This window comes from Armatimonadota bacterium, assembly GCA_020354555.1.
GTDB lineage: Bacteria > Armatimonadota > Hebobacteria.
Genome location: CP070648.1, coordinates 2295310 through 2316916 on the forward strand (window position 1 = coordinate 2295310; position 21607 = coordinate 2316916).

At 66.7% G+C, this 21607-nt stretch carries 12 protein-coding genes; 4 read left to right on the plus strand and 8 right to left on the minus strand.

Annotated elements, in window-relative coordinates; genetic code table 11:
• Positions 1-13 precede the first annotated feature (13 nt).
• The 5 genes from JSV65_09410 to JSV65_09430 form a co-directional block, all read right to left on the minus strand.
• On the minus strand, positions 14-1240 hold the full coding sequence (locus JSV65_09410; protein ID UCH36736.1) for a Gfo/Idh/MocA family oxidoreductase: 1227 nt from the start codon (positions 1238-1240) through the stop codon (positions 14-16).
• A 40-nt stretch (positions 1241-1280) separates the two neighbouring features.
• Positions 1281-3083: a DUF1080 domain-containing protein gene (locus tag JSV65_09415; protein ID UCH36551.1), complete on the minus strand. Its 1803-nt coding sequence runs from the start codon at positions 3081-3083 to the stop codon at positions 1281-1283.
• A gap of 108 nt (positions 3084-3191) precedes the next feature.
• On the minus strand, positions 3192-4628 hold the full coding sequence (locus tag JSV65_09420) for a hypothetical protein (GenBank protein UCH36552.1): 1437 nt from the start codon (positions 4626-4628) through the stop codon (positions 3192-3194).
• 80 nt (positions 4629-4708) lie between these two features.
• Positions 4709-6640, minus strand: a complete 1932-nt coding sequence (locus JSV65_09425) for a hypothetical protein (protein ID UCH36553.1) — start codon at positions 6638-6640, stop codon at positions 4709-4711.
• Between the two features lie 177 nt (positions 6641-6817).
• A complete protein-coding gene (locus JSV65_09430) occupies positions 6818-11299 on the minus strand; it encodes a hypothetical protein (protein ID UCH36554.1) in 4482 nt (1493 codons plus the stop codon).
• A gap of 119 nt (positions 11300-11418) precedes the next feature.
• On the opposite strand from JSV65_09430, the gene JSV65_09435 reads away from it, so the two are divergent.
• The 4 genes from JSV65_09435 (at position 11419) to JSV65_09450 (ending at position 17325) form a co-directional block, all read left to right on the plus strand.
• Complete coding sequence (locus JSV65_09435) at positions 11419-14811, plus strand: PQQ-binding-like beta-propeller repeat protein (protein ID UCH36555.1); 3393 nt, start codon at positions 11419-11421, stop codon at positions 14809-14811.
• Positions 14812-14994: 183 nt separating this feature from the next.
• Positions 14995-15600 carry a sigma-70 family RNA polymerase sigma factor gene (locus tag JSV65_09440; protein ID UCH36556.1) on the plus strand — a complete coding sequence of 202 codons (606 nt, stop codon included), beginning with the start codon at positions 14995-14997 and terminating at the stop codon, positions 15598-15600.
• 1 nt (position 15601) lies between these two features.
• A complete protein-coding gene (locus tag JSV65_09445; protein UCH36557.1) occupies positions 15602-16318 on the plus strand; it encodes a zf-HC2 domain-containing protein in 717 nt (238 codons plus the stop codon).
• Entirely contained in the window at positions 16312-17325 is a 1014-nt protein-coding gene (locus tag JSV65_09450; protein UCH36558.1) for a hypothetical protein, read from the plus strand. The genes JSV65_09445 and JSV65_09450 overlap by 7 nt, the downstream gene beginning before the upstream one ends.
• Before the next feature lie 20 nt (positions 17326-17345).
• Here JSV65_09450 and JSV65_09455 read toward each other — a convergent pair whose 3' ends face one another.
• The 3 genes from JSV65_09455 to JSV65_09465 form a co-directional block, all read right to left on the minus strand.
• A complete protein-coding gene (locus JSV65_09455; protein UCH36559.1) occupies positions 17346-19820 on the minus strand; it encodes a DUF1080 domain-containing protein in 2475 nt (824 codons plus the stop codon).
• 40 nt (positions 19821-19860) lie between these two features.
• Positions 19861-20958 carry a hypothetical protein gene (locus tag JSV65_09460; GenBank protein ID UCH36560.1) on the minus strand — a complete coding sequence of 366 codons (1098 nt, stop codon included), beginning with the start codon at positions 20956-20958 and terminating at the stop codon, positions 19861-19863.
• Between the two features lie 152 nt (positions 20959-21110).
• The gene (locus JSV65_09465) at positions 21111-21554 is read right to left on the minus strand and encodes an SRPBCC family protein (protein ID UCH36561.1); all 444 of its coding nucleotides are present in this window, start codon (positions 21552-21554) and stop codon (positions 21111-21113) included.
• Positions 21555-21607 lie beyond the last annotated feature (53 nt).

Consider the following 21607-nt stretch of genomic DNA (forward strand, 5'->3'; position numbering starts at 1 on the left):
CCTGGCTCGCGCGTCAGGACACGATCCGCTCCTTCTCCGGGTCGAACTGCACGACCGTGTTCTCGCGATAGGCCTTCACGCCAAGGGCGATCGCCACCATGACCTTGTATCCCGCCTGGGCGTCCAAGTGCGGCTGCTTGCGGCTGCGCACGCATTCGAGCCAGTTGGTCATGTGATCCGGTCGCGGCTCCGACGGCACCTCGAGCCCCTGACGCTCATCCTTGTACTCGTTCTCCGGCTCGACGACCACTCCCCGCCCACGGAAGTACAACGTCGCCTCGTGCCCGCGGATGATGTCCTCCACGCCCTGGCGGTTGGCCATGGACGACGTGAGCACCACCGTGTGATGGGTCGGGTAGTCAATGATCGTGTGGTAGGTGTCCGGCACCTCGCGATCGTGGAACGCGAAGATGCCGCCGCCGGCGGACACCCGCTTCGGGAACTCGGGCGTCAGGGCGATCTGGAGGTGCGCCAGCGAGTGGTAGAACAGGTCGGTGGCGATGCCGCCGGAGTAATCCCAGTACTTGCGGAAGCGGAAGAAACGTTCCGGGTCGAACGGACGCTCGGGGGCGGAGCCGAGGAAGCGCTTCCAGTCCAGGTTGTCCGGGCTCGCCGCGGGGTCAATCCACCAGTTCCATTCACCCTCGCGCGAGTTGCGGTTAGAGCCACCTTGCGTCCACAGCAACTTCCCCACACCGCCCTGCCGAATTACCTCGTTCGCCTTCCAGAAGCGGTCATCGCTCGCGGACTGCGCGCCGACCTGCATCACGCGCCCCGTCATCGCCTGGACGCGCGCGACCTCCTTCGCTTCATCCCAGTACAGCGTCATCGGCTTCTCGCAGTACACGTCCTTACCCGCGTTCATCGCGTCGATGGACATCCGCGCGTGCCAGTGATCCGGGGTGCCGATGACCACGGCGTCGAGGTCGTCCATCGCGAGCAGGTCGGTGTACTCGTGGAACAGCTCGCCGCCGCAGATCCCCTTCGCCCGTTCCTTGCGCGGCTCGTAGATGTCGCACACCGCGACGACCTTCATGTTGGCGTCGGCGTTCTTCGACCGGTTGACCAGATCCTGGAGCAGGCCCGTGCCGCGCCCGCCGCAGCCAATGACGCCGAAATTGAGCCGGTCGTTTGCGCCAAGCGCGTTCGGCGACGCCATCGAGTACATCCCTGCTGCCGCGGCCGCGATCGCGGACTGCCTCAAGAAGTCCCTGCGCGTGATCTTCTTATCCTCTGTCATTGGCTATGCCTCCACTGCGAGCGTTGTCGTTCGTCCCGCCCTATTGTTGCGCGCCGGCGATGAACGGCGCCCACGACGGCGTCTTTACGAGAATGTCGCGGTACTCGACTCGCGAACCGTGGTTCTGCAGGCCGAGATGCCCCTCCGCAGGCAAGCTCTGCAACTTGGCGTATTCGTCCATGCCCACGTCAATCACCGTCTCGTCGTTCATCACCACCGTGAGCCGCCCCTCCCAGCATGCAATTTCGAACTGGTTCCACTCCTCGGCGGGACGCGCGGTGTTCTTGCTCGGCCCGAGCACCCCGTAGACCGCGCCCGATCCGTGCGGGCTCGGATCGCCGCCGTAGCTGTCGAGCACCTGAATCTCAGCGCCGGAGCCCGGGAAATCGTTGATGTCGCCGATGCGGAAGAACACCCCGCTGTTCCCGTTCGGCGCGATCTTGTACTGAATCCGCAGCACGAAATCGCCGTACTGATTGACGCTGTACATGTAGCCGCCCCGGCCGCCGTCGCACACCAGGACGCCATCCTGCGCCGACCACGAGGTGTCGTTCGGGTCCACCGTCTTCCATCCCTCGAGATCGCGGCCGTTGAATATCGGCGCGAAGCCGTCGTTGACCCGGATGTTGCGATAGGCCACCGGCGACCCGTGATTCTGCAGCCCGATGTACCCGATCTTCGCCCGGTCGGTAAGCTTCCGGTCCTCCGGCAGCGCCGCGTTCAGTGCCTCATCTGCCAGGCTGATCTGGTACAACTTCTTGTCGTTGATGATGACGAGTAGGTTGTCACCCCAACAGGCGATCTCCACCTGGTTCCATTCCCCGGCGGGCTTGGACGGGTTCACCGCCGGGGCCAGGACATCGTAAAGCGCCCCCGCGCTGTGGGTATCCGGCGGATTGCCGTGATCGTCGAGCACCTGGATCTCCATGCCCGCGACCCATGGCGCGCCCTCAAGCGGCGCGCGCACGAATATGCCGCTGTTGCCCTCCGGGGCTATCCGGTATTCAAGGCGCAGGATGAAATCCCGGTACTGTGCGTCGGTGCGGATCCATCCGCCGCCCTCGCCGCTGCAGGTCAGCAGCCCGTCCTGCACCGACCACGACGTGTCGTTCGGATCCACGACCTGCCAACCGTCGAGATCGCGCCCGTTGAGCAGCGGCCGGAAGCCTTCGTTGATGCGGAGGTTGCGGTACGCAACCGGTTGGCCGTGATTCTGGAATCCGATATACCCGAACTGCGCTCGGTTCGTGAATTTGCGATCGTCCGACTGCGTCGCGTTCAGCTCCGGATCCGCGAGATCGATGGCGTACAGCTTCTGCCCGTTCATGAATACTGCGAGACTATCGCCCCAGCATGAAACCTCGACATCGTTCCACTCGCCCGCGGGCTTGGATGCGTTGACCACCGGCGCGACCGCATCGTAGAGTGAGCCGGCGCTGTGGGTATCCGGCGGATTGCCGTGATCGTCGAGCACCTGAATCTCCATCCCGGTGAACGCCGGGTTGCCCAGCAGCGTCGAGCGGATGAATATGCCGCTGTTGCCGCCGGGGGAGATCTTGTACTCCAGGCGTAGCGTGAAGTCCCGATATTGCCCTTCGGAGCGAATCCACCCCCCGCCCTCGCCGCTGCACGTCATCGCGCCGTCTGCGACCGACCACGACTCCGTGCCCATCACCTGCCACCCCTTGAGGTCAACGCCGTTGAATATGGGCTCGAAACCTTGCTCCACTCGTGACGTTTCAGTCATCGCGCCCGCTGGCGCCTGCTGCGCTACCTCCGCGCACGCCGCGCTGCACAGTGCCATCATCAGCGCCAACAGGAACCACAGAATCCTCGCGATCATGACCAACCTCCAATGAATATGCTCTGCGCCCCCGCCGCGTTGCCAGGGACCCGCTTCCGGCCTAGCTTTTCGCCGCCGCCCGCGCCGCTCCTTGCGCGGATGCGCCAATCACCGCGCTTTGCCCGGCCCGCCGATGTGAAACACCCAGTCCTGTGTCGCCGCTTCTTCGGGCGCCGCGACCGTGAAGGTACGAGCCCGTTTCGCTTTTCCCATGGGCGCTGTCGTTCCGTGGCGGGGATCATAGAGCACGACCGGCAGCGTCTCGCCTCGCCCGATGTCGCGCAGGTCCACCGTCGCACTCCCGCCCTCGGGCAGGTACACGACGTACTCGACGCCTGGATCCGCGAGACAGAGCCCGCCCGTCACCAGGTCGGGCCGGGGCCGCAGGGACGTCAGGTTGACGCCACGGACGAAACGCTGCAGCTCACCGACGATCCGCTCGGCGGCGCATCCCCCCTTCCACGATTCCTCCGTCGTGCGGAAGCCGATCACGTGGCCCCCGCTCAATAAATACGACCAGAAGACCCGCCGCCCCTGGTCCTCCGTCACCCGGTCGGGGTAATCGCTGCGGTCGGGGTCGCTCACCGGTCGCGAGTTGATGATCGGACGCTTGAAGTCGGCGAAGTCCTGCGACACGCGCTGCGCGATCGCCTCGGCGGTCATCTTGTTCCCCGCCGGCAGCCCGAAGCCGTGGTCATTGATGACCGGGAAGCCATTCGCCCCGGCGATTGCCAATTCGCGCCGCGTGTCATTGGTGAGCAGGAGCTTGACGTCGCGCTCGCGCTCGTAACGCTGAAAGAAATCTATCCAGTGCCGCTGCCATTCCACCTGCTTCGGCGTCTGGCTGTCCATGTTGATCTCATTGCCGATCTCGTAGATGATGTTGCCGTAGCGCGATGCGGTCTCGTCGAGGAGACGCTGGATCAGCGCATCCTGGTAGCGCATCAGCGCCTGGTTGTCGGGGTCGTAAAACGCGGCCTCGGCGCCGGCCGCGAGGCCGCCCTTGACCTCGCGCGGCAGCCCGGGGATGTCGTTGATGTTGTTCTCGGGCTGAAGGGGGTTGCTGCCCCACCGCTCCTCGGCGCCTTCGATATACGGCTCGTCGAACATCTGGAGCAAGACGAATATGCCGCGCCGCTCGCAGTCCGAGAAGTACTCGTGGAGCCGCTGCCAGAAGCGCTCGTCCCAGCGGTCAAGGTCGAACTTCGGGCGGCCGTTGCGCGCGCTCCCGGGGCCGGTGCGGGGCCACGGGGCGAGGCCGTTGCCGTCCGCGACCGTCGTGCAGAACGCGAACAGGGTAGCGCGGTTGGCGTTGGCACCGGCCTCCGCATACCAGCGGTTGTGGTCAGCGATGTCAACGCTGGCGTCGGGGATGATCGTCCACAGACCGCTGCCGAAAAGCGCCACTGCATGCCCGCGGTACTGGAACCAGTGGGGATTGTCAGGGCGCACGCGCAGCCGCGGCCGCTGTTGCGCCGCCGCGACCGCCGCGACGGCGAAGACAACCAAGCAGGTTGCCAGGATGATCCTCACGCGATTCGTCATCACGGTCGCTCCCGCAGACCGCCCCGATGAACTCGCCCTGGCCGCTGCTTCGCCGGGGCGCGCGATGCTCCTGTCTTTTCTCAAAACGAGAATATCTCGTAGCCCTTCACCCCGGTGATGAAGTCAACCACCACCCACAGCCCGGCGCTGAAGAACTCCGCGAAGATCAGCCCCAAGAAGCCCGGGAGCAGCATGCGATAGATGCGAAAGCCGCCGAACCGCAGCACCAACCCCTTTGCCAGCCAGCCCAGGAAAACCGGAAACCAGAAATTGATCATCGGCCACGACGCGCCCATGACGTAGCCGATGGGATGAAACGGCCACCACAGGAACATCCGGTGCATGGACATCACCGACCACATCGTCAGCGCGCCCACGATCACCAGCAGCATCGCCTCGGGTGCTGGCTTCTCGCCGTGCTGAATCAGCGACGCGGTCCAGGTCGAGTACAGATTGTGCGCGTAGTACGTCGTGAACCACGTGTGCAGGCTCAACCCGCCGTGGCGGTACATCAGGCGCAGGTACGACCAGTACGACGCGAACAGCGCGATGAGGATCGCTCCCGCCAGTGCGAACGTGAGCCCCCGCCGCGGCAGCGGCCCGAAGTCGGACATCTTGTAGCCTTGCACCACCCCGGGCATGAGCGGACTGCGGTTGTCGAGCATCAGCAAGTGATCGAAGTACACCAGGAAGCTGATCTGTCGCGCGGCGAACGGCTGCGTCCCCGCCGCCGCCAGCAGCATGTTAAGCGGCCGGAACGGATGCTGCACGTAGAGCATGCCGCCCTCGCACACCAGGCGCACCGCCACCAGGTGCACCAGGAAGAACAGGACGAACAGCCCCAGCGTCGCCAGGAATCCCGCGCCCGCGAAAGCCCCCCACCCCGCGATAAACAGCAGCCCCGCGATGAGGCCGATCATCGCCGCCCGGTAGGACAGCGGCTCGCGCGAGTCATCGGTGCCGGGTGTACGCGAGAAGGCGTTGCGCCAGACCTCGCTCAGGTGCCCCCGCATCGTCCACAGCAGATACAGCCCGAAGACGATGATTCCCCCGATCATCTGATGCGCCACGAACTCGCGCACGGGATACGCCTGCACTGAGTCGGTCCGGTACCCGAGCCAGCCGTTGATCACGAGCTGCTGGCCGAGGAAGAAGACGTAGAAGAACCACAGGCTGAACGACAGCTCGGTGGGCAGGAGAAACGCGAGTCCGACGATGCTGAACGGCAAGCGGAAGAACACCGGAACGATGGCATCCCACGGCCGGCCCTGCAGGTAGGGGTTGAGATTAATGAAGTGAACGTTCAGATACGGCATCGCCGGAATGTAGGAGTGCAATCCGTTCATCGTATGAATCGCGAAGGGCACCGCGAAGAACGTCCACATCAAGCGGTTGCGCAGGAAGGGCACGCCCCCCGGGTCGTCACGCTGCTGCGCCATTTCGATGGGCAATTGGACGAGCGGGAAGACGAGCTTCTCATGATCCACCCACGGGCGGCGGATGATCGCGCTCATGCAGAAGAACACGACGTACACCGCCAGCACGAGCGCCGTCCACGCCGCCAGCGGCACCACCCACTCACCCCACGGGATCGTCTCGCCTGCCGGCAATCCCTCGTAGAGCCAGGTTATCGCATCGGGATTCTTCGGCGCCGCCCAGCCCGGGATATAGCGCAGGAACAGGGCCTCGTAGCGGTTCTCCGGTGTCGCGAAGTACGACGGCCCGGCGAGGTAGGGGATGAGCAGGCCGGTCATGCCGAATGACGGAATCCCCGCCGCGACCAGCATCATGCTGAAGACCAGCAGCAACTCGGCGGCGGTGAAGGCTTGGCGTCGAAGGCGCCGCAGCAGTCCATTGCCCGCCGTCGCAAGCAGCGCGAATACGAAGAAGGCGCTGATCGGAAACGCCGTCAGTCCGACCCACGTCCCCCGCATCACGAGGTCGCTGAACGGGATACCTATGCCCAGCAGCAGCGCGCACACTGCGCCGGTCGCGACAGCGCGGAAGGTCATGGATGGTTCGCTTGTGCGGCCCGCCCCTGTTGATCGCGCGCTGGCGCCGGCAAAGTCACGCCGCGATCCTCGGTCGTACGTCCGGTGGCACGGACCATTGCCTCGGCCGATGTTCCGATCGGCCCGCCTGCATTCACGCGCCTTGTTCTGCGCCCTCCGCCGCGCTTCCTACGAAGGTCACGGCTGCGCCAGCGTGCGCGCGACGCGCGCGCCGAGTCGAGCAAGGTCATGCCGCGGCGCAATCAGTATCAGGCTCACGGCGCGGTCAGGGTCTATCTCCAACTCGATGCCCGCCGGGGACAGGCCGGGCGTGAACGTTTCGTACGCTGCCCACTTGCCTCCGTTCACTTCACCAACCTGGGCGCGGGTCTCCGCCGCCTCGCTCGCCAGCCGACCCCCAACGCGAATCCTGCCCGCTTCGGCGGGCATGAGCAACAGTGCACGCGAATCGGGCAAATCGCGCCCATCCCCAGCGATCACCATGAAATGGGCGTTCGCGCGGGCCAATCCTTTGCCGTCACGGGACATCGAGCCGCTCGCCTCAACAGCCAGCGTGCGCCCCGCCTTGTCCTCCAGTATGAAGCCTGGCTTCTGCGGCCCGAGGGTCACGGCGTACCCATGGTGTTCCGTGCGCACCTCGATCCGACGTTTCCCGCCGGCGTCCGTTTTGAACAGTACATACGCCGCCCCGCCGTCCCGCGTCGGGACGCAGAAGGCGTGGATGCGCGGACTGTCCGGTTCGACGTGCAGGCGCGTGATGCCGGCGAAATCAAGCACAGCGCGATACACCGTGCCCAGTGTGTTCTCACCGTCGGACATCGCTTCGAGAACGTCCGGCGTGTACATCACTGAGCCCGCGCCGACCGGATTGACCATCAGGCGCGGCTCATCCGCAGTACCAGTACCGCGCCCTATGACCTTGGCTCCCGCCTCCGCGACCTCGAGCGCGGGCCACCCGCGCCACGAGCGCAGCCCGAACCACGGCTCGCCGTCGACCCGCGCGAGCGGCGGTTCGCCGCGTGGCAGCGCAAGCCCCGCGAAGGTCTCGCCGCGGAAGTGGACTCCTGCCAGTCGCTGGAGTCGGTCCTCCCGCGTCCGCTTCCGATCCGGGTCGAAGCTGATGTCGCCGGAGATGTACGCGGCCCCGCCCCGCCGGACGAACCGCTCGACAGAAGCCGCGGCCTCATCGCTCGGGCAGTAGGGGAGGGGCCAGAACAGCACTCGCGCGGTCGCCGGCAGCGACTCGGCGAGCTTATCCTCATCAATCACGCCGAAATCCACGTGCGCGCCGATGAGCGCGTTGATGCATTGCAGCACCGCCCGATAGACCTGATCGCCGTTCGGCCCGAGGCGGTGGCTCGTTGGCACGACGACCCACGCCTCCGGCTCCCGATACTCCGGCTCGAAATGCTTGAACAACAGCGCGGTGTTGCGATACGCGCTCAACACGCGTTTCGGCACGCGGTCATTCGAGTGCACCAGGCCCCACGGGAATACGCTCTCCTCGGCATCCGCCCAGCACCAGTTGTGCACCTTACATCCACCGAGCCCGAGCGCATAGTGCGGCACCGCAAGGTAGAGATCAACCTGCTCCTGCTCGGTGCGGGTCTCGTGGTAATCCCCGGTGCCGGCCCACGCCGGATGCGTCTTGCACCCGAACTCGCCGATGCTCAACCCCTGCCCGTACGCCCGCATATCGGAGAACCTGAACTGCGCCGGGAAGCGCTCGACGTCGCTGCCCTTGAGCCCGAAGTAGCCCATGTTGCCGATGTCTATCGGGCCCAAGGATGCGCGCAGGTCAATACCGGCGAAGGGCATTCCGTAGAACTCCACGGTCGTCGGCCGGTCCGCGTCCCCCGCCTTGCATCCCTCGTGCATTGCACTCAGCCATCGCCGCACCAGCCATTGCTCTAACAGCTTGCGGTCGCGCGCGCGCAGGTCATCCCACCCCCGCGACGCGGGCCGCTCCACGCTCACTTGCTCGAATCCCGTAATCGGCGGCTCCTCGCGCCACGCCTCTTGCAGTGCCTCCACGGTGCCGTACCGGTCGCGCAGAACCGCGGCGTACAGCGCCCGCATCTCCGATGTATCCTCGATGTTGAGCCGCAAGTCGCCGTTCGTGTAGTGGATGACCCCCGGTGTGCCGGACAGCATCTTCGCGAAGCTCTCGCACCACCCCGCCTGCTGTTTCAGCTCCTCTTCGCTCGTCGCCGTGTCCCACCCGATGAGCAACCCGGGAACGTATATCAGCCGAAGCTGCTGCGCCAGCTGCGTCATCGCTTGCACCTGCCGGGCGGTGCGCTCGTCGGCGACGAACGGCGTCGTGAAGCTCGCCGGGTTGAACTGAAGATTCTCGTACACCGTCACGCCGTTATCGCGCATCATCCCGAGGTCGCGCGCCCACGTCAGCGGGTTATGCGCCGCCGACCAGAACATGTTCCCGTAGGTGTCCGTCCCCAGCAGGAAGTGGCGCACGCCGTCGGCCTCGACGTAGTTGTCCGCGAATGTCACGTCGGGCCCGGCTGCAACCGCGTTCTCAGCGCTGACGCAGAAACCCGTCTCCATCCGATCAACCGGTTGCCCGTCAAGCGCCAGCGCCGCCGTCACGCGATAGAAATCGTGATCGAACGCACCCGGATCCCATTCCGCCTCAATCACGGCTGTCTCACCGGGCGCGATCGCGCGAGCGACCTCGTCCACCGTCACCCGGCGGTCGCGCGATCCGTCCGGCGCACCGACGCCCAGGGTCGCCGGCTCAATGTCGAATCGCATGTTGGCGCGGCGCACTCGCTGCCCCGAATTCGACAGGCGAACGCTCACCTTGACCGCCTCGCCCTGCTCGTAACACGCCCGGTCCGTTTCGGGATTGTGCAGATGAACCCCGGCCAGCATCAGCTTCACCAGGCGTACCAACCCGTGTCCGAGCGCGCGTTCGTCGGCTGCGAATATGTCGCGGTTGGTCACTCCGAAGAACGCCCAACTCGAGCCGGCATAATGACCCGCGTAGTTATGCACCAGCGCGCCGATGCTTCCCCGCAATCGCCCGTAGCGGTCATGCGCGTTGATGAGCGAGATCCACCGTGCATTGTTCCAGCCCACCACGCCGCTCGCGGCATAGCCCTCGAACGGACCCTCGATCATGAGATCCGCGGGGAACGCGAAGCCGTCAGCGCACCCCCGAGCGTACGCCGCGCGCTCCAGCGGATACGACGGATCGAACACCCCGATTTGCAGCGGCGCCACCTGCAGGGCGTCGCGAGGCACGCCGCTGCGTGTGTTGATCTGTACCACCGGCGGCACTCGCGCCAACTCCAGGTCGTCGAACCAGGCCGTCCCGCTCGTGTTGTACAGCCCCGCAATGAGCCGTAGCTTGCTTACCCGCGACGCCACGCGAAAGCGCCACTCGTGCCGTTGCCAGTCCTGCGGCGCCGTCACGTGCGCGATATCGCGAAACGTCACCAGCCCCCCGTTGTCAGCGTACTGGTACACCGCAAGGTACGCGAACCCGTCGGCCTCGCGCCCCAACGCGCCCCCCCTAATCCAACCCGAGAAGACGAATTCCTCCCCGGGCTCGGCCGCGACCTCCCGGTAACAGCCGCCGCTGAGAACGTCCGCACCCGCCGCCACTCCCACGCGCAGCGAATGCGCGCCCGAACGCACCACATCGCTCACCACGTCGCACGTCCCGGGAACGCTCGTGTGCCACGGTGCCCCCTCGAAGCCGCCTTCGATAGGGACCTGCTCTTCCTGCGCTTTCAGGGCCTCCATCTGCGGCAGCCATCCCGCGGGCGTGCGGACGACCAGGTTGTCGAGGGCGTATCCCCCCGTGCTCACGAAGTCGCCGCCCTCAACGAGGAACTGCTGGAACGTGCGGTGCGCCTCTGCCGGAAAGGTCGGACCGTACGGGAGCATTACAAGGTCGAATTGCGCGCGGTTGAGGATTCCCCGGTTGGCCAGTTCCTCCGCGGTCAGGAACCGCGTTTCGACCCCCGCCGCCCGCAGGAGCCCCGCCAGGTAATCCGGCGATGATGGCGCGCCTGCGACCGGCAGATCGTCGCGCAGAATCGCCACGCGCTCCGGCCGCTCCGTCATCTGGGGCGCTGCATCCATGTCAGGTGTCCACTCCGTGGGCTGGCGCCCTTCCACGAGAGTGAGATTGTCAACCCACGCCTCGCCCGTCGCCTCCCATATCCCCGCGCGCACCGACACGTGGGTCGCGCCGGCGTTGACCTGAAAGACATAGGCATATCGAGTCCACTCCAAGGTGCCCGTCGCGCGCGCGAAGTCTTCGAAGGCGACGATTACGCCGTGGTCATCGTACTGGTAGACCGCGAGATACGCATGACCACCTGCACTCGTCGGTCGCACCTCCCGTGTCTGCAGCCATCCGCTACACGCATACCATTGGCCGGAGGTGAGCGACAGCAGGCTCTGCTCCACGAGCGCCTCGCCGCTCACGTGCAGCGACTGATCGCCGCTGTGTCGCGTATCGCGCACGACCTCACACGAGCCGTGGACCGTCCAGGCAGGGGAGACGGTGCCCGCGGATCGCTCGAACCCGCCGTCGCGCACCAGGCTGATGCCGTCGGCGGCGCTGCCCCGGCACGGCGTTAGAGCAAGCAGAATCGCCGCTCCAAACAGGCAAATGCATCTCACCATGTCACGGGTATTTCGCGCGCGCGGGAGTCCTCTCCTGCGACAGGAGCAACGCGCGGCAGGACGCGCCACCGCCGAAGCGAATCCGAGGAAGCAGCACTGCTAACGGGAGACTGCGTGTCATGGGAAGAACCTGTGCGAGTTGCGCTGTGATGCTGGTTGCGCTTCTTACGTTCCTGCTGTCGCCGGCGAGTGCCGACTTGCTCGTCGAGCGCGCCACCTATGACGCGGGAGCGAAAGTGCATGCGTCGGCCGCCGTGGTTGATCTCGATGGCGACGGCAGTCCAGCGATCGTGTTCGTCACCGCCGGGGGCGATGTCGTGGCGATGACGGCCGACGGCACGCCGAAGTGGGTCGCTCGCGGCATGGCGAAGATGGCCGTGCCTCCGGCTGTCGCTGACCTCCTGCCCGAGCCCGGGCTCGAACTCATTGCCGCCGACTGGAAGGGGCGCGTCCGGTGCCTCAACGCGCGCGGCCGCGTCCTGTGGGAGACTCGCATCGGCGAGATGATAAGCTGGAGCAGTCCAGCTATCCTTGGGTTACGCGGCCCCGGGCTGCGTTCCGACGACGGCCCGCGCTTGATCGTTGTCGGCGATGAGACCGGCGGCTTCTGCGCGCTCTCGCGCGACGGGAAGATCGTATGGCGCCACGCCGCGCCGTCGGGCGTCAGCATTGCCTGCCCTCCGGCCGTCGGCGACATTGACGGCGATGGCGCTCAGGAAATCGTCTTTGGCGCGCAGGACGGCATCATCCGCTGCCTCACCGCCAAGGGCCACGAGAAATGGATCTTCAAGACCAATGCGGACGCCTACACCGGCCCGGTCATCGCCGACCTCGACGGCGATGGGCATGCCGAAGTCGTCACCGCCTCCGGCGACGGTTTCGTCTACGTCCTGGGCGGGCGATCCGGCGACTTGGTGTGGAAGTTCGATTCAGGCGCGCCGGTGGATTCGAGCCTGGCCATCGCCGATGTCGTCCCTGAGACCGGACCGGAGGTGCTCTTCGTCAACACGGACGGCGACTTCTATTGCCTCAGCGCGCGCGGTGAGAAGCTCTGGTCGCAAGGCCTAGGGGCTCGCGCCGTCGCTCCGCCGTGCATCGCCGATCTCGACGCGGACGGCATGCTCGAACTCATCGTCGGCGACCACGCCGGCACGCTCCATGTCCTCTCCGCGGCCGGGGAACCGCTCGAACAGCATCAACTCACGGGTCGCCTCAACGCCACTCCCACCGTCGTCCTGGGACCGCGGGGCCTGAGCCTCGTCGTTCCCGACGAAGGCGGCAAGGTGCACGTGTTTCTCGCGCCGGCGTCAGCGTCCGGCGCGGCGGTCGCGTGGTCGGGGTTTCGGGGCGATCCCGCCGGGCGGGCCGATGTCCGCGCCTTCGCGCGGGAGGTGCGCGTCCCCATTCGCATTACCAGGGCAGATCCGGGCTCGCTTCTCATGGGCGACGGCGTTTTCCGCGTGATGATCGGCAACGATGCGGGCGGCGACGTCATCGTCACGCTCGAAGTCGCCGCGCCCGAGAACCGCACGTTCTCCATGCAGCGCCGCCAGGGAACAGGCGAGGAATCCTACGAGCTGGCGTACGAAATCCTGGCTCGCGGCGAGTATCGGTTCAGCGTGAACGTCCAGCCCGCGAGCGGGAAGGCCGCGCCCGCGCGCTACGAACGCGGGGTGCACATTGTGCCCTTCGCGCGGGACGAAGCAGAGATAGCGCGACTCCTCGGCCGCGCGCGCGACGCGGCGATTGCCCTTCGCGCCGCAGGCAGCGAAGGAGCCAGGCATGTTCTGATGAACGTGGACGACATCGGCGCCGGCATCGCCGAACTTGACTTGCCGCGGTTCGATAGCATAGCCCAATCGGAACGGCGCGATGTCGCCGGCCAATTCGCCGCGCTGCTGGAGCGAGCGCGGCAACTGGCGAAAAAGGCGCGATTCGCGCTCGCCGCCGGCGACAGCGAGCAGCGCGGCTTCGCCGCTTGGGCGGTCGAGCCCTACGCCGACTTCGACGCGAACGCCGTGCCGGCAGGTGAAGCCGCACGCTTACTGAGTGTTACCCTCTGTCGCGGCGAGAGGCACCCCGTGGCACTCAACATCCTCAGCTCTAGGATCGAGCCCCTGCCGCTGCGGGTGCTGCCAGGCAACCTCAAGCGCGATGACGGCGGTGCTGCGATACCTGCGCAGCAGGCGCTGACTCTCCGCCGCGTCGTCTTCGCGCCTTCGAGGGACGGCAAGCTCTACCCCGATGCGCTGCCGCGCCTCGACGCCATCAACAGCGTCACCGTCCCGCCCTGGGAGGCGGCCCAGATCTGGATCACGGTTGACGCGACCGGGCTGGACTCGGGCGTATACCGCGGCGAGATCGCGCTCGACCCCATCACACCGGGGATCGAAACGCAGACCGTGCCGCTGGAGATCACGGTTCGCTCGCTCGCACTTCAAGGGCGCTCTCCGCTGGCGTCGTGCCAGTGGGCATATCTGCACGCCGGGACGACCGCCGACAAGATGCAGGAGGCGGCCGATGACCTCCTCGCGCATCACACGACCGTCTACCCCTTCGTCGGCGCCTCCACGGCGCCGCCCAAGGCCGACGCCGCCGGCAACTTGCTCGAAGCGCTCGACTTCACCGCGCACGATGCGCTGTTCGAGTTGTACCACCGGCCCAAGGGCTGGCTGCTCTATCTGACCGGCTCGCCGCGGTTGTCGAGCGCCGTCGAGATGTTTTCCCCCGCCTGGGAGAAGCTCTGCGCAACGTGGCTCAAGGGAATGGCGGAGCATGCGCAATCATTGGGACTGGACTACACGGACTGGGCCTGGTATCCCATTGATGAGGCCGGCAAGAAGCTGATCCCCGACCTGCTGCGCGCGGCGAAGTTCGCCAAAAGCGTGGACCCGCGCATTCAGATGTACTACGACTTCTTCCAGGGCTCGCTCGAAGTCAGCCTTGCAGACCTCAAGCGGCTCGATCCCTACATTGACATCTGGCAACCCCACCGCGGCATCGTCGAGGAGCAGACCCCCGAGGACGTCGAGCGCATGGACTTCCTGCGCTCAACCGGCGAGGCGGTGTGGACCTACGACACCTCCGGCAGCAGCCACGCGCTCTCTCCGGTCGGCTACTACCGCAGCCAGGGATGGCTGGCGTGGGACAAGCGCATCAGCGGCGTAGGCTTCTGGACCTACAACAGCACGGGCACCGACCAGTGGCAGGAGCGCAATGACCGCGAGTACCTCGCGATATACCAGGGCCGCGAGATCGTCCCCAGCAAGCGCTGGGAGGCCTACCGCGACGGCATCGAGGATTACTGGGTGCTGTCGCTGCTGCGTCAGGCCGGGGAGCAGGCGCGTGCTGTCGGGCGCCGGGATCTGGCAGATCAGGCCGAGCAAGCTATCGCATCGGCGGTGGCCGCCGTGATGTCCGACCGCGAGAACCCGCAGGTCTACGAGGCCCAGCGCCGCATCACCGCCGAGCTGACAGAGGAGATCGTTGCCGCGCTCGCGTCGGCCGGGTGACCGGGTACCGGCGCCGCGCAGGGAGAGCTGCAGCGTGGGCGGAATACTACGCACGGAACTTGGGGCGGCCGCCGGCGCCCATGCTGCCTATGCTCGCAAATCCTCGGCAGGACGGGGCGCACCGGTAAACCCCCGCACAGCCTAGCTCGTATCGTACTAAAACAGCCCCGGCAGGAGCAGGCTATGGAAGCGGTGGCAATGGCGCGCCCCAGCGTGGGTGTACGAGTGGAGCAAGGCGACGAGCAAATCGCAGCTCGCTACAGCGCCGGCGATGCGACGGCATTCGCGGAGCTGATGCAGCGCCACATGCGTACCGTGTTCGGCGTCGCCTACGGGGTGCTCCGCGACCGCGATGACGCCGCCGACGTCGCGCAGGAAGTCTTCGTCAAGCTGTCCCAATCACTCCCGCGGATGCGCGTGCGCGGCTCGCTCGGCCCGTGGCTCTACCGCGTCGCCACGAACCGCGCAATCGACCGCCTGCGCCAGGGGCGCAGAGAGAACACTGTCAACGGCGCGGAGGAACGCCTGCTCAGAAGCAACGGCCCTGATCCGGGCGCGGCCGTCGAAGGCATCGAGCTGCGCACCGTCGTCTTCCGGGCCATCGCGAAGTTGCCGGAGAAGCAGCGCATCGTCTTCACCATGCGCCACGTCTCAGGACTCAGCCTGAACGAGATAGCAAGCGCGACGGGCTGCGCAACCGGCACCGTGAAATGCCACCTCGCGCGGGCGACGCGCCGCCTGCGCGAGACGCTCGCGCCCTACCTGAGCACGGCGGAGTGGGAGGCCTAGCATGAGAGAGTGTAAGAAACTGCAAGATTCCGTCGCCCTGTACGCCTCGGGCGATTTGGATGCGAAAGATCGCTCCACGGTCGAAGCGCACCTCCAGAGCTGCTCCGAGTGTCGCCGCGCCGTTGATGAGATGAGGGCCCTCGTCGCGGTCGCGTCCGCCGAACCCGTCCGAGTGCCCGATGAACTCGCGGGGCGCATCGCCGAGCAGGTGAACAGGCAAAGGGCCGTCGCGCCGCCGCCGAGCGCGTTCAAGTGGTCAACCGCGTTCGCCTTTGCCGCTGCCGTAGCCGTCGTCTTCGGTGCCGGGGTGCTTGTCGGCATCCGGTTGCCGGGCGGCGAGGCCCCTGCAGGCGAAGCGGTCGTCGTTTCGTCGCCGACTGCCGGGGGCGGCCACCGCGCCCACGTGGCTGCGCGGATGCAACGGGATGAGCCACCGGAGCGGACGCAAGAGGTCGCCGCTGAACCCGACGAATCCGCGCCCACCGCCGTCGCGGCCGACTCAGCGGAGCCGACTTCTCCGCCTGCTGCTGGGCGCGCTGCTCGCCGCGTCGTGCGCCACGTGTACCGCGCTCCGGGCGCGGTCGCCCCCGCACATGAGGCGCCCGCTGTCTCCGAGCCGCAGGAGCAACGCAAGCCGCCCGCCGTGAAAGCCCCCTTGCCCGCGGGCGTGGACGACGTCCGCCTCGCCGCGATCCCGGAGGGAGACCTGGAGTGGTAGCGAGAACCTTTGTGCTGGCTTGTATGGTGGCGGTCGTTCTTTGCGGCGTCGCCGTCGCGCAGATCGCCGAGCCGCTCGTGCTGCTCGACGGCGAATCGGCCCCGCTCGAGGCGCCCGCCGTGCTCAAGGACGGTCATGTCCTGGTCTGGGTGCGCGACCTTGCGCACATCGCCGGCGGGCAGGTGTACGTGCGCTCGACCGACGGGGCAGCGGTGATCCGCCGTGACGCCGTGTGGACTGCGTTCTCACCCGGCAAGGCGGAGGCCGAAGCGCCGGGCAGGATCATCCCGCTGCCGGTCGCGGTTGAGCGCGTCAATGACAGGGTAATGATCCCGCTCGAAGCCGGGTGCCGCGCGCTCGGCATTGGGTGTAGTGTCGGGCAGAGAATCGTGGCCACCATCTCCCGTCCCGGCTCCTCACCGAGCCGCGGCGGCCGGCGCCCCGGCAGCATCGCCGGGCGTGCCACCTTCAACGGGAAGGGAAAGGCAGGCATTCATCTCCGGCTCGTGCGCGAGGACGGCTTCACGTTTGTTCCCGGCGCTCACGCAGTGACCGGCGCTGACGGCGAGTATGAGTTCTGGGGCATCCCGCCCGGCGCCTACCATGTCTATGCGTACGTCGGCGACAACCCGCGCTACTTCAACCGGCATGCACCGCCCGTGCGACTGCAAGGCGGCGCGGTGACGGTGGCGGATCTCGAACTCGGGATGGTGCTGGAGCCGCTCGTGCCGCAACCCGGGGCGGCCGTGGAACGCGAGGGCGCGGTCCTCTTCCGCTGGAATGACTGCCCCGGCGCCGCTGAGTACACGCTCACTATCCTGGATGACGCGACCGGCGGCGAGGTGTTCTCAACGAGAGCCAAGGGCCCGCTCGCCTCCGTGCCCGGCTCTCGCCTCAGTCCGGGAGGCACGTATCGGTGGCACGTGCGGGCCACCGGAGCGGACGGGTCATTCCTCGGCGGAACCCCCGGCACCGGCGGCCAGCCCTGGCGCTTCCGCGTCAGGTAGCTCCCCACGAACGCATTGCGCTAGCCGCGGCGACTCGAGCGCCCGACCCACGCCGTCGTCCACTCCAGCGCTGCGGGCTCGTTCGTGATGCTCAGGAACACCATCCCCTTAATGCGTCCCTCGCGGAGCCACTGCAGCGCCGCCTCGCACTGGTGCTCCATGAGGTCGAGCGGCATCGGCCGCCCGTCGCCGTAGTCGTACATGTAGAGGCCAAGCACGATTGGCTTGCCTGGCGCCAGGGCCTCGCAGCGCGTAAGATTTGTCTCGAGTTCGTGCAGTTCCTCCGCCCGCCACGTCCACAGGTTGATGACATCCAGGTGCTCGAGGTACTCGCTCAACTGCGGATGATCGAGGTTCATGGTGTACACCACGCCCCAGACCTGAAGCGCGCGCGGCCCCGATCGCAGCAAGTCGCAGAGGCGGGCCAGTTCGGCCACAGGCATCCCGCGACCCGCAACCTGCTGGCTGGTCAGGTCGTCGAGCAGAACCGCCTCCAACGCCCCGACCGCGGCAGCGGCAGCGTGCGCCGCGCGCGCATCATCCGCGTAATCATCCGCGTGGCCGGTCATCTCGCCGGGGCATACTTCGTACACCAGCCGTCCGCCGAGCTCCGCCGATTCACGCGCTAGCTCCACCGCCTCCGCCTGCTCCAGCACCTTGCCGCCCGCAATGATGATGTTGCGGAGCCCCAGCATCGCCGCCCGCGCTGCCGAGTTCGCTTCCGCGTACGCGGCCAACCCGCTCTCTCCGCCGCCCCGCGCCTCGCGCGTCCCCCACACCCACATCCTGTCGCGCACGCCGCCGGTCGGGTCCAGCTGCGCGGGCGCGCTCGACCCAACCGGCAGCGGCTCCAGGCCGTCCCGCGTCACGCGAATCCGCTGCACCCGCAGGAACTGGCGATTCGCGTCCATGTACGCGAAGAGCACGACCTCCGGCTCCACCTCCATCATGCACCCCATCGCCCACACCGGGAAGTCAACCGTCGTGCCCTCGTCCCACGTCACGCCGTCATCATAGCTGACGTTGATAGAATGCCCGGGAAACCGGTGCGCCACCAGCAGCGCCCCGGAACTCGTCCGCGTCATGCACGGCGCATACCCGGGGAACGGCCCGCGCCGCGCCGACGCCCACGTCTCCCCGCCGTCGTCAGAGAACGTCTCCCACATCGTCGGCGAGTAGATCGGCCGGATGTAGCACAAGATGCGCCCGTCGCCCAGCACCGCGGCAACCGGTTCCGTGAGATCGAACGAGCCGTCAATCGTCCCCGCTGGCTGCCCGGTCCAACTCGGCCGGTCGAGGTTCACGGGCGGCGACCAGATCCTGCCGCCGTCGGTCGAACGGATCGCGAACGCCTGGCAGTGAATCGAGCCCCACTGCACCACGTTCTTGCCCTCGTTGCCGGCCGACCCGCCGAGCAGGAAGCGTACGAGTGTCCCATCGGCCAGCTCCAATAGCGGCCCGTAGGGGCTGAGTCTCGCGGGGTCCGCCGGCCACTCTCCCGTCAGTTCCGCGGCGACGGGCTCGGACCATGTCCGCCCGTCATCCTGCGATTCGGCCATCAGGACTTGCCGCGGTTCCGCGCTGATGACTTGCACGACCAACCGGCCGCCTCTCGTGGCGTGCACCACGCCGCCGTGAAGCACGGCGGGCAATTCCTGCGGCGCGCCCCACGTCCGCCCGTTGTCAATAGAACGGACGAGGAAAGTCGCGTTCTCCGATGGGATCGCGAGCAGCAGATCTCCGCCCGGCGCGCGGCATATCGAAGGCATGTTCTGCCCGCCAGCGATGCTCGGCGCCGGGTGCAACCAGTTGCGCGGCAGCCGCGTCTCCGCGTCCCACGGCTGAGCGGGCGCCGCGCTCCCCGCAACTTTCACATTCCGCACAGAGAAGCCGCCGTATCCCGCGAACCCGATGCGCCCCGCGCGGAAGCTCGCATCGGTCACCACCGGCCCCGGCCGCCCGTCCACCCACACCTGGATCCGCTCCCCTGCGCACTCGACGCGCAGCTTGTACCACCGATCCGTTTCACTCGGCACGCCGGGCATCATCGCGAGCCTCAGGTTTCTGATGTAGCCCGACTCGTCAACCCTGGAGATGGCGGCCCAGAAATGCTTCGCCCGCAGCTGCTGCCCGCACCACGGAAACCGCACCCAGTAGTAGTGATTGGCGTCCTGCGCCCGGAGAATGACTCCCGCGTCGCCGGAGCCGGTTTCGCGGTAGCTCGCCATCAATTCGAACTCCACGGTCACGTCGGTGAACGCCTGCGGCAGATAGAACGCGAGAGAGTGCGTGTCGCGCGCATCCGGGCAGTCAATGCGCCCGCTGGCATCCTCGCTCCACGCCCCGTTGATGAATGCCCAGTCGCTGCCGTCGCCGATCTTCAACTCCATCGCCGCCGCCCTCCCCATGGTTGCCGTGGACACTGTCGCGACCGCCAACACGACAGCAACCACCCACCCAGCGCTGCCTCGATATCGCCCCAGGCCCATCGTCATCGGTGTCTCCGCTCCGGGATCGCGCGCGCAATGCCCGCCCCTATCTGTGCGCCCGCTCCGCCGACAAATCGAGATACCGCTTGATGCCCTCAGGCGTGACATTCCACGGAATGTGATTGCCGACGCACATCATGTACCCGCCCGTCATCCCAGCGGTCTCGATCATGCTGTCAACCATCGCCTCGATTTCGTCCGGATCGTTGCGCGTCAGGATGCGGTTGTCGCCTTCGCCCGCGAGGAAGCAGTTCTCGTGTTTTCGCGCGATCCGCTTGTAGTCCGTGTACGGCTCGGAGATGATCCCTCGCGCGCCGCACGCCATCACGTCATCGGCGTACGCGTCCACGCAGCCATCGGACATGAAGATGACTTCCTTGCCCGCCGCCTTGACTATCCCCCAGAACTCTTCGTACCGCGGGAAAATGTACTTGTGCATCCACGCCGGCGAGCACACCGGCCCGCGCGAGGTCACGATGTCATCGTGGCACACCACGAAATTGACCGGCAACCGTGCGAAGCTGCGGAAGACGCGCCGGTTGATCTCCGCGAACTCGTCCATGATCCGCTCGAAGCGCGGGTCGAGGCAGGTCTCGAGGAACAGCTCCCAGCCGAACGTCAGCAGCGGCCACATGAACATCGTGTTGTAGAAACCCGCCGAGGCAGTCGAGCCTTCGGGTGCCTTGGCGCCGTGCTCCGCAGGATAGCCCTTGCGGTACATCTCGTAGAGCTTCTCTTCGTCGGAGTAGTCGCGCGACTCGACGACCGGGATGTCTGTGAAGTCTCCCTGCGCGAGCGGCGAGAACGCGAACACGTCGTCGGCGGTCTTGAAGAACTTGCCCCAGTCCCAGAAGCCGCTCTCGCCGTCACCCCAGCGCACGCGGCGTCGGCCTTCGTCGTTGACACTCGAGGTCTGGTCATCGAGGTCGAGGGTAGGCCGTGGCTTGGGATCGTCGGTGTCCGGGATCCCCAGTTCCAGTTGCGGATACAACTCGCGCAGCTTCAACCGGCACCGCCGCGGGTGCTCGTAGTAGTCAATGCCGGTCAGGTACGTCTCCGCGTCCGGGCACGACCAGTGCTCCCAGTGCGGAATCCGTTTGGGCGCCAGGCCCATGAACGCCAGATATTTGTCGCTGTACTCCATGTCGTCTCCGGAACCAGTATCCGCCGCGGATCAGCGCGCATGTTCGCGGGCCCCAGGGGTACAAGGCGGGGATGCCATCCCCGCCGCGTGCCGTCCGGCATCCGCGACATCGCTGTTGGTTCGCGTCCATCCGCGGCCACTGAGTCTCACTCTTACCCCGCCGCGACGCGCCGCGCCAGGCCCTCCAGCATCTCCTCGCTGTTGCCCTTCACCAGCTTCGCCAGCAAACCCCTAATGAGCGGCCCGATCAACGGCACGTTGAAATCGTAGTCCAGCTTCAGGTAAACGAGCGTCCCGTCCGGATGCTCGTCGAACGTCCACACCCCGTCGTATTTGTCCCAGTCCCCCTCGGTCGCGCGGAACGTGCACGCGCGCCTGGCGTCGTCCCAGTCGTCCTCCTCGACCCACGCGATGGTGCGCCTGAACTCCTCGACGCGGCCGGCCCACCGACTCTTCGTGTGCGAACCCTCGCGCTCCAGAATCTCGACCGTCTGGACATTGGGCATGAACTCCGGGAATCTCTCGATATCCTTCGCCGCCGCGTAGACGACATCGGGCGGTGCCGGGATGACCTTCTCTACCTCGATAACGGGCATGCGCGCCTCCTTGCGCCGGGGTGACCGAATACTTCCCCGCCGCGCTCGCGCAT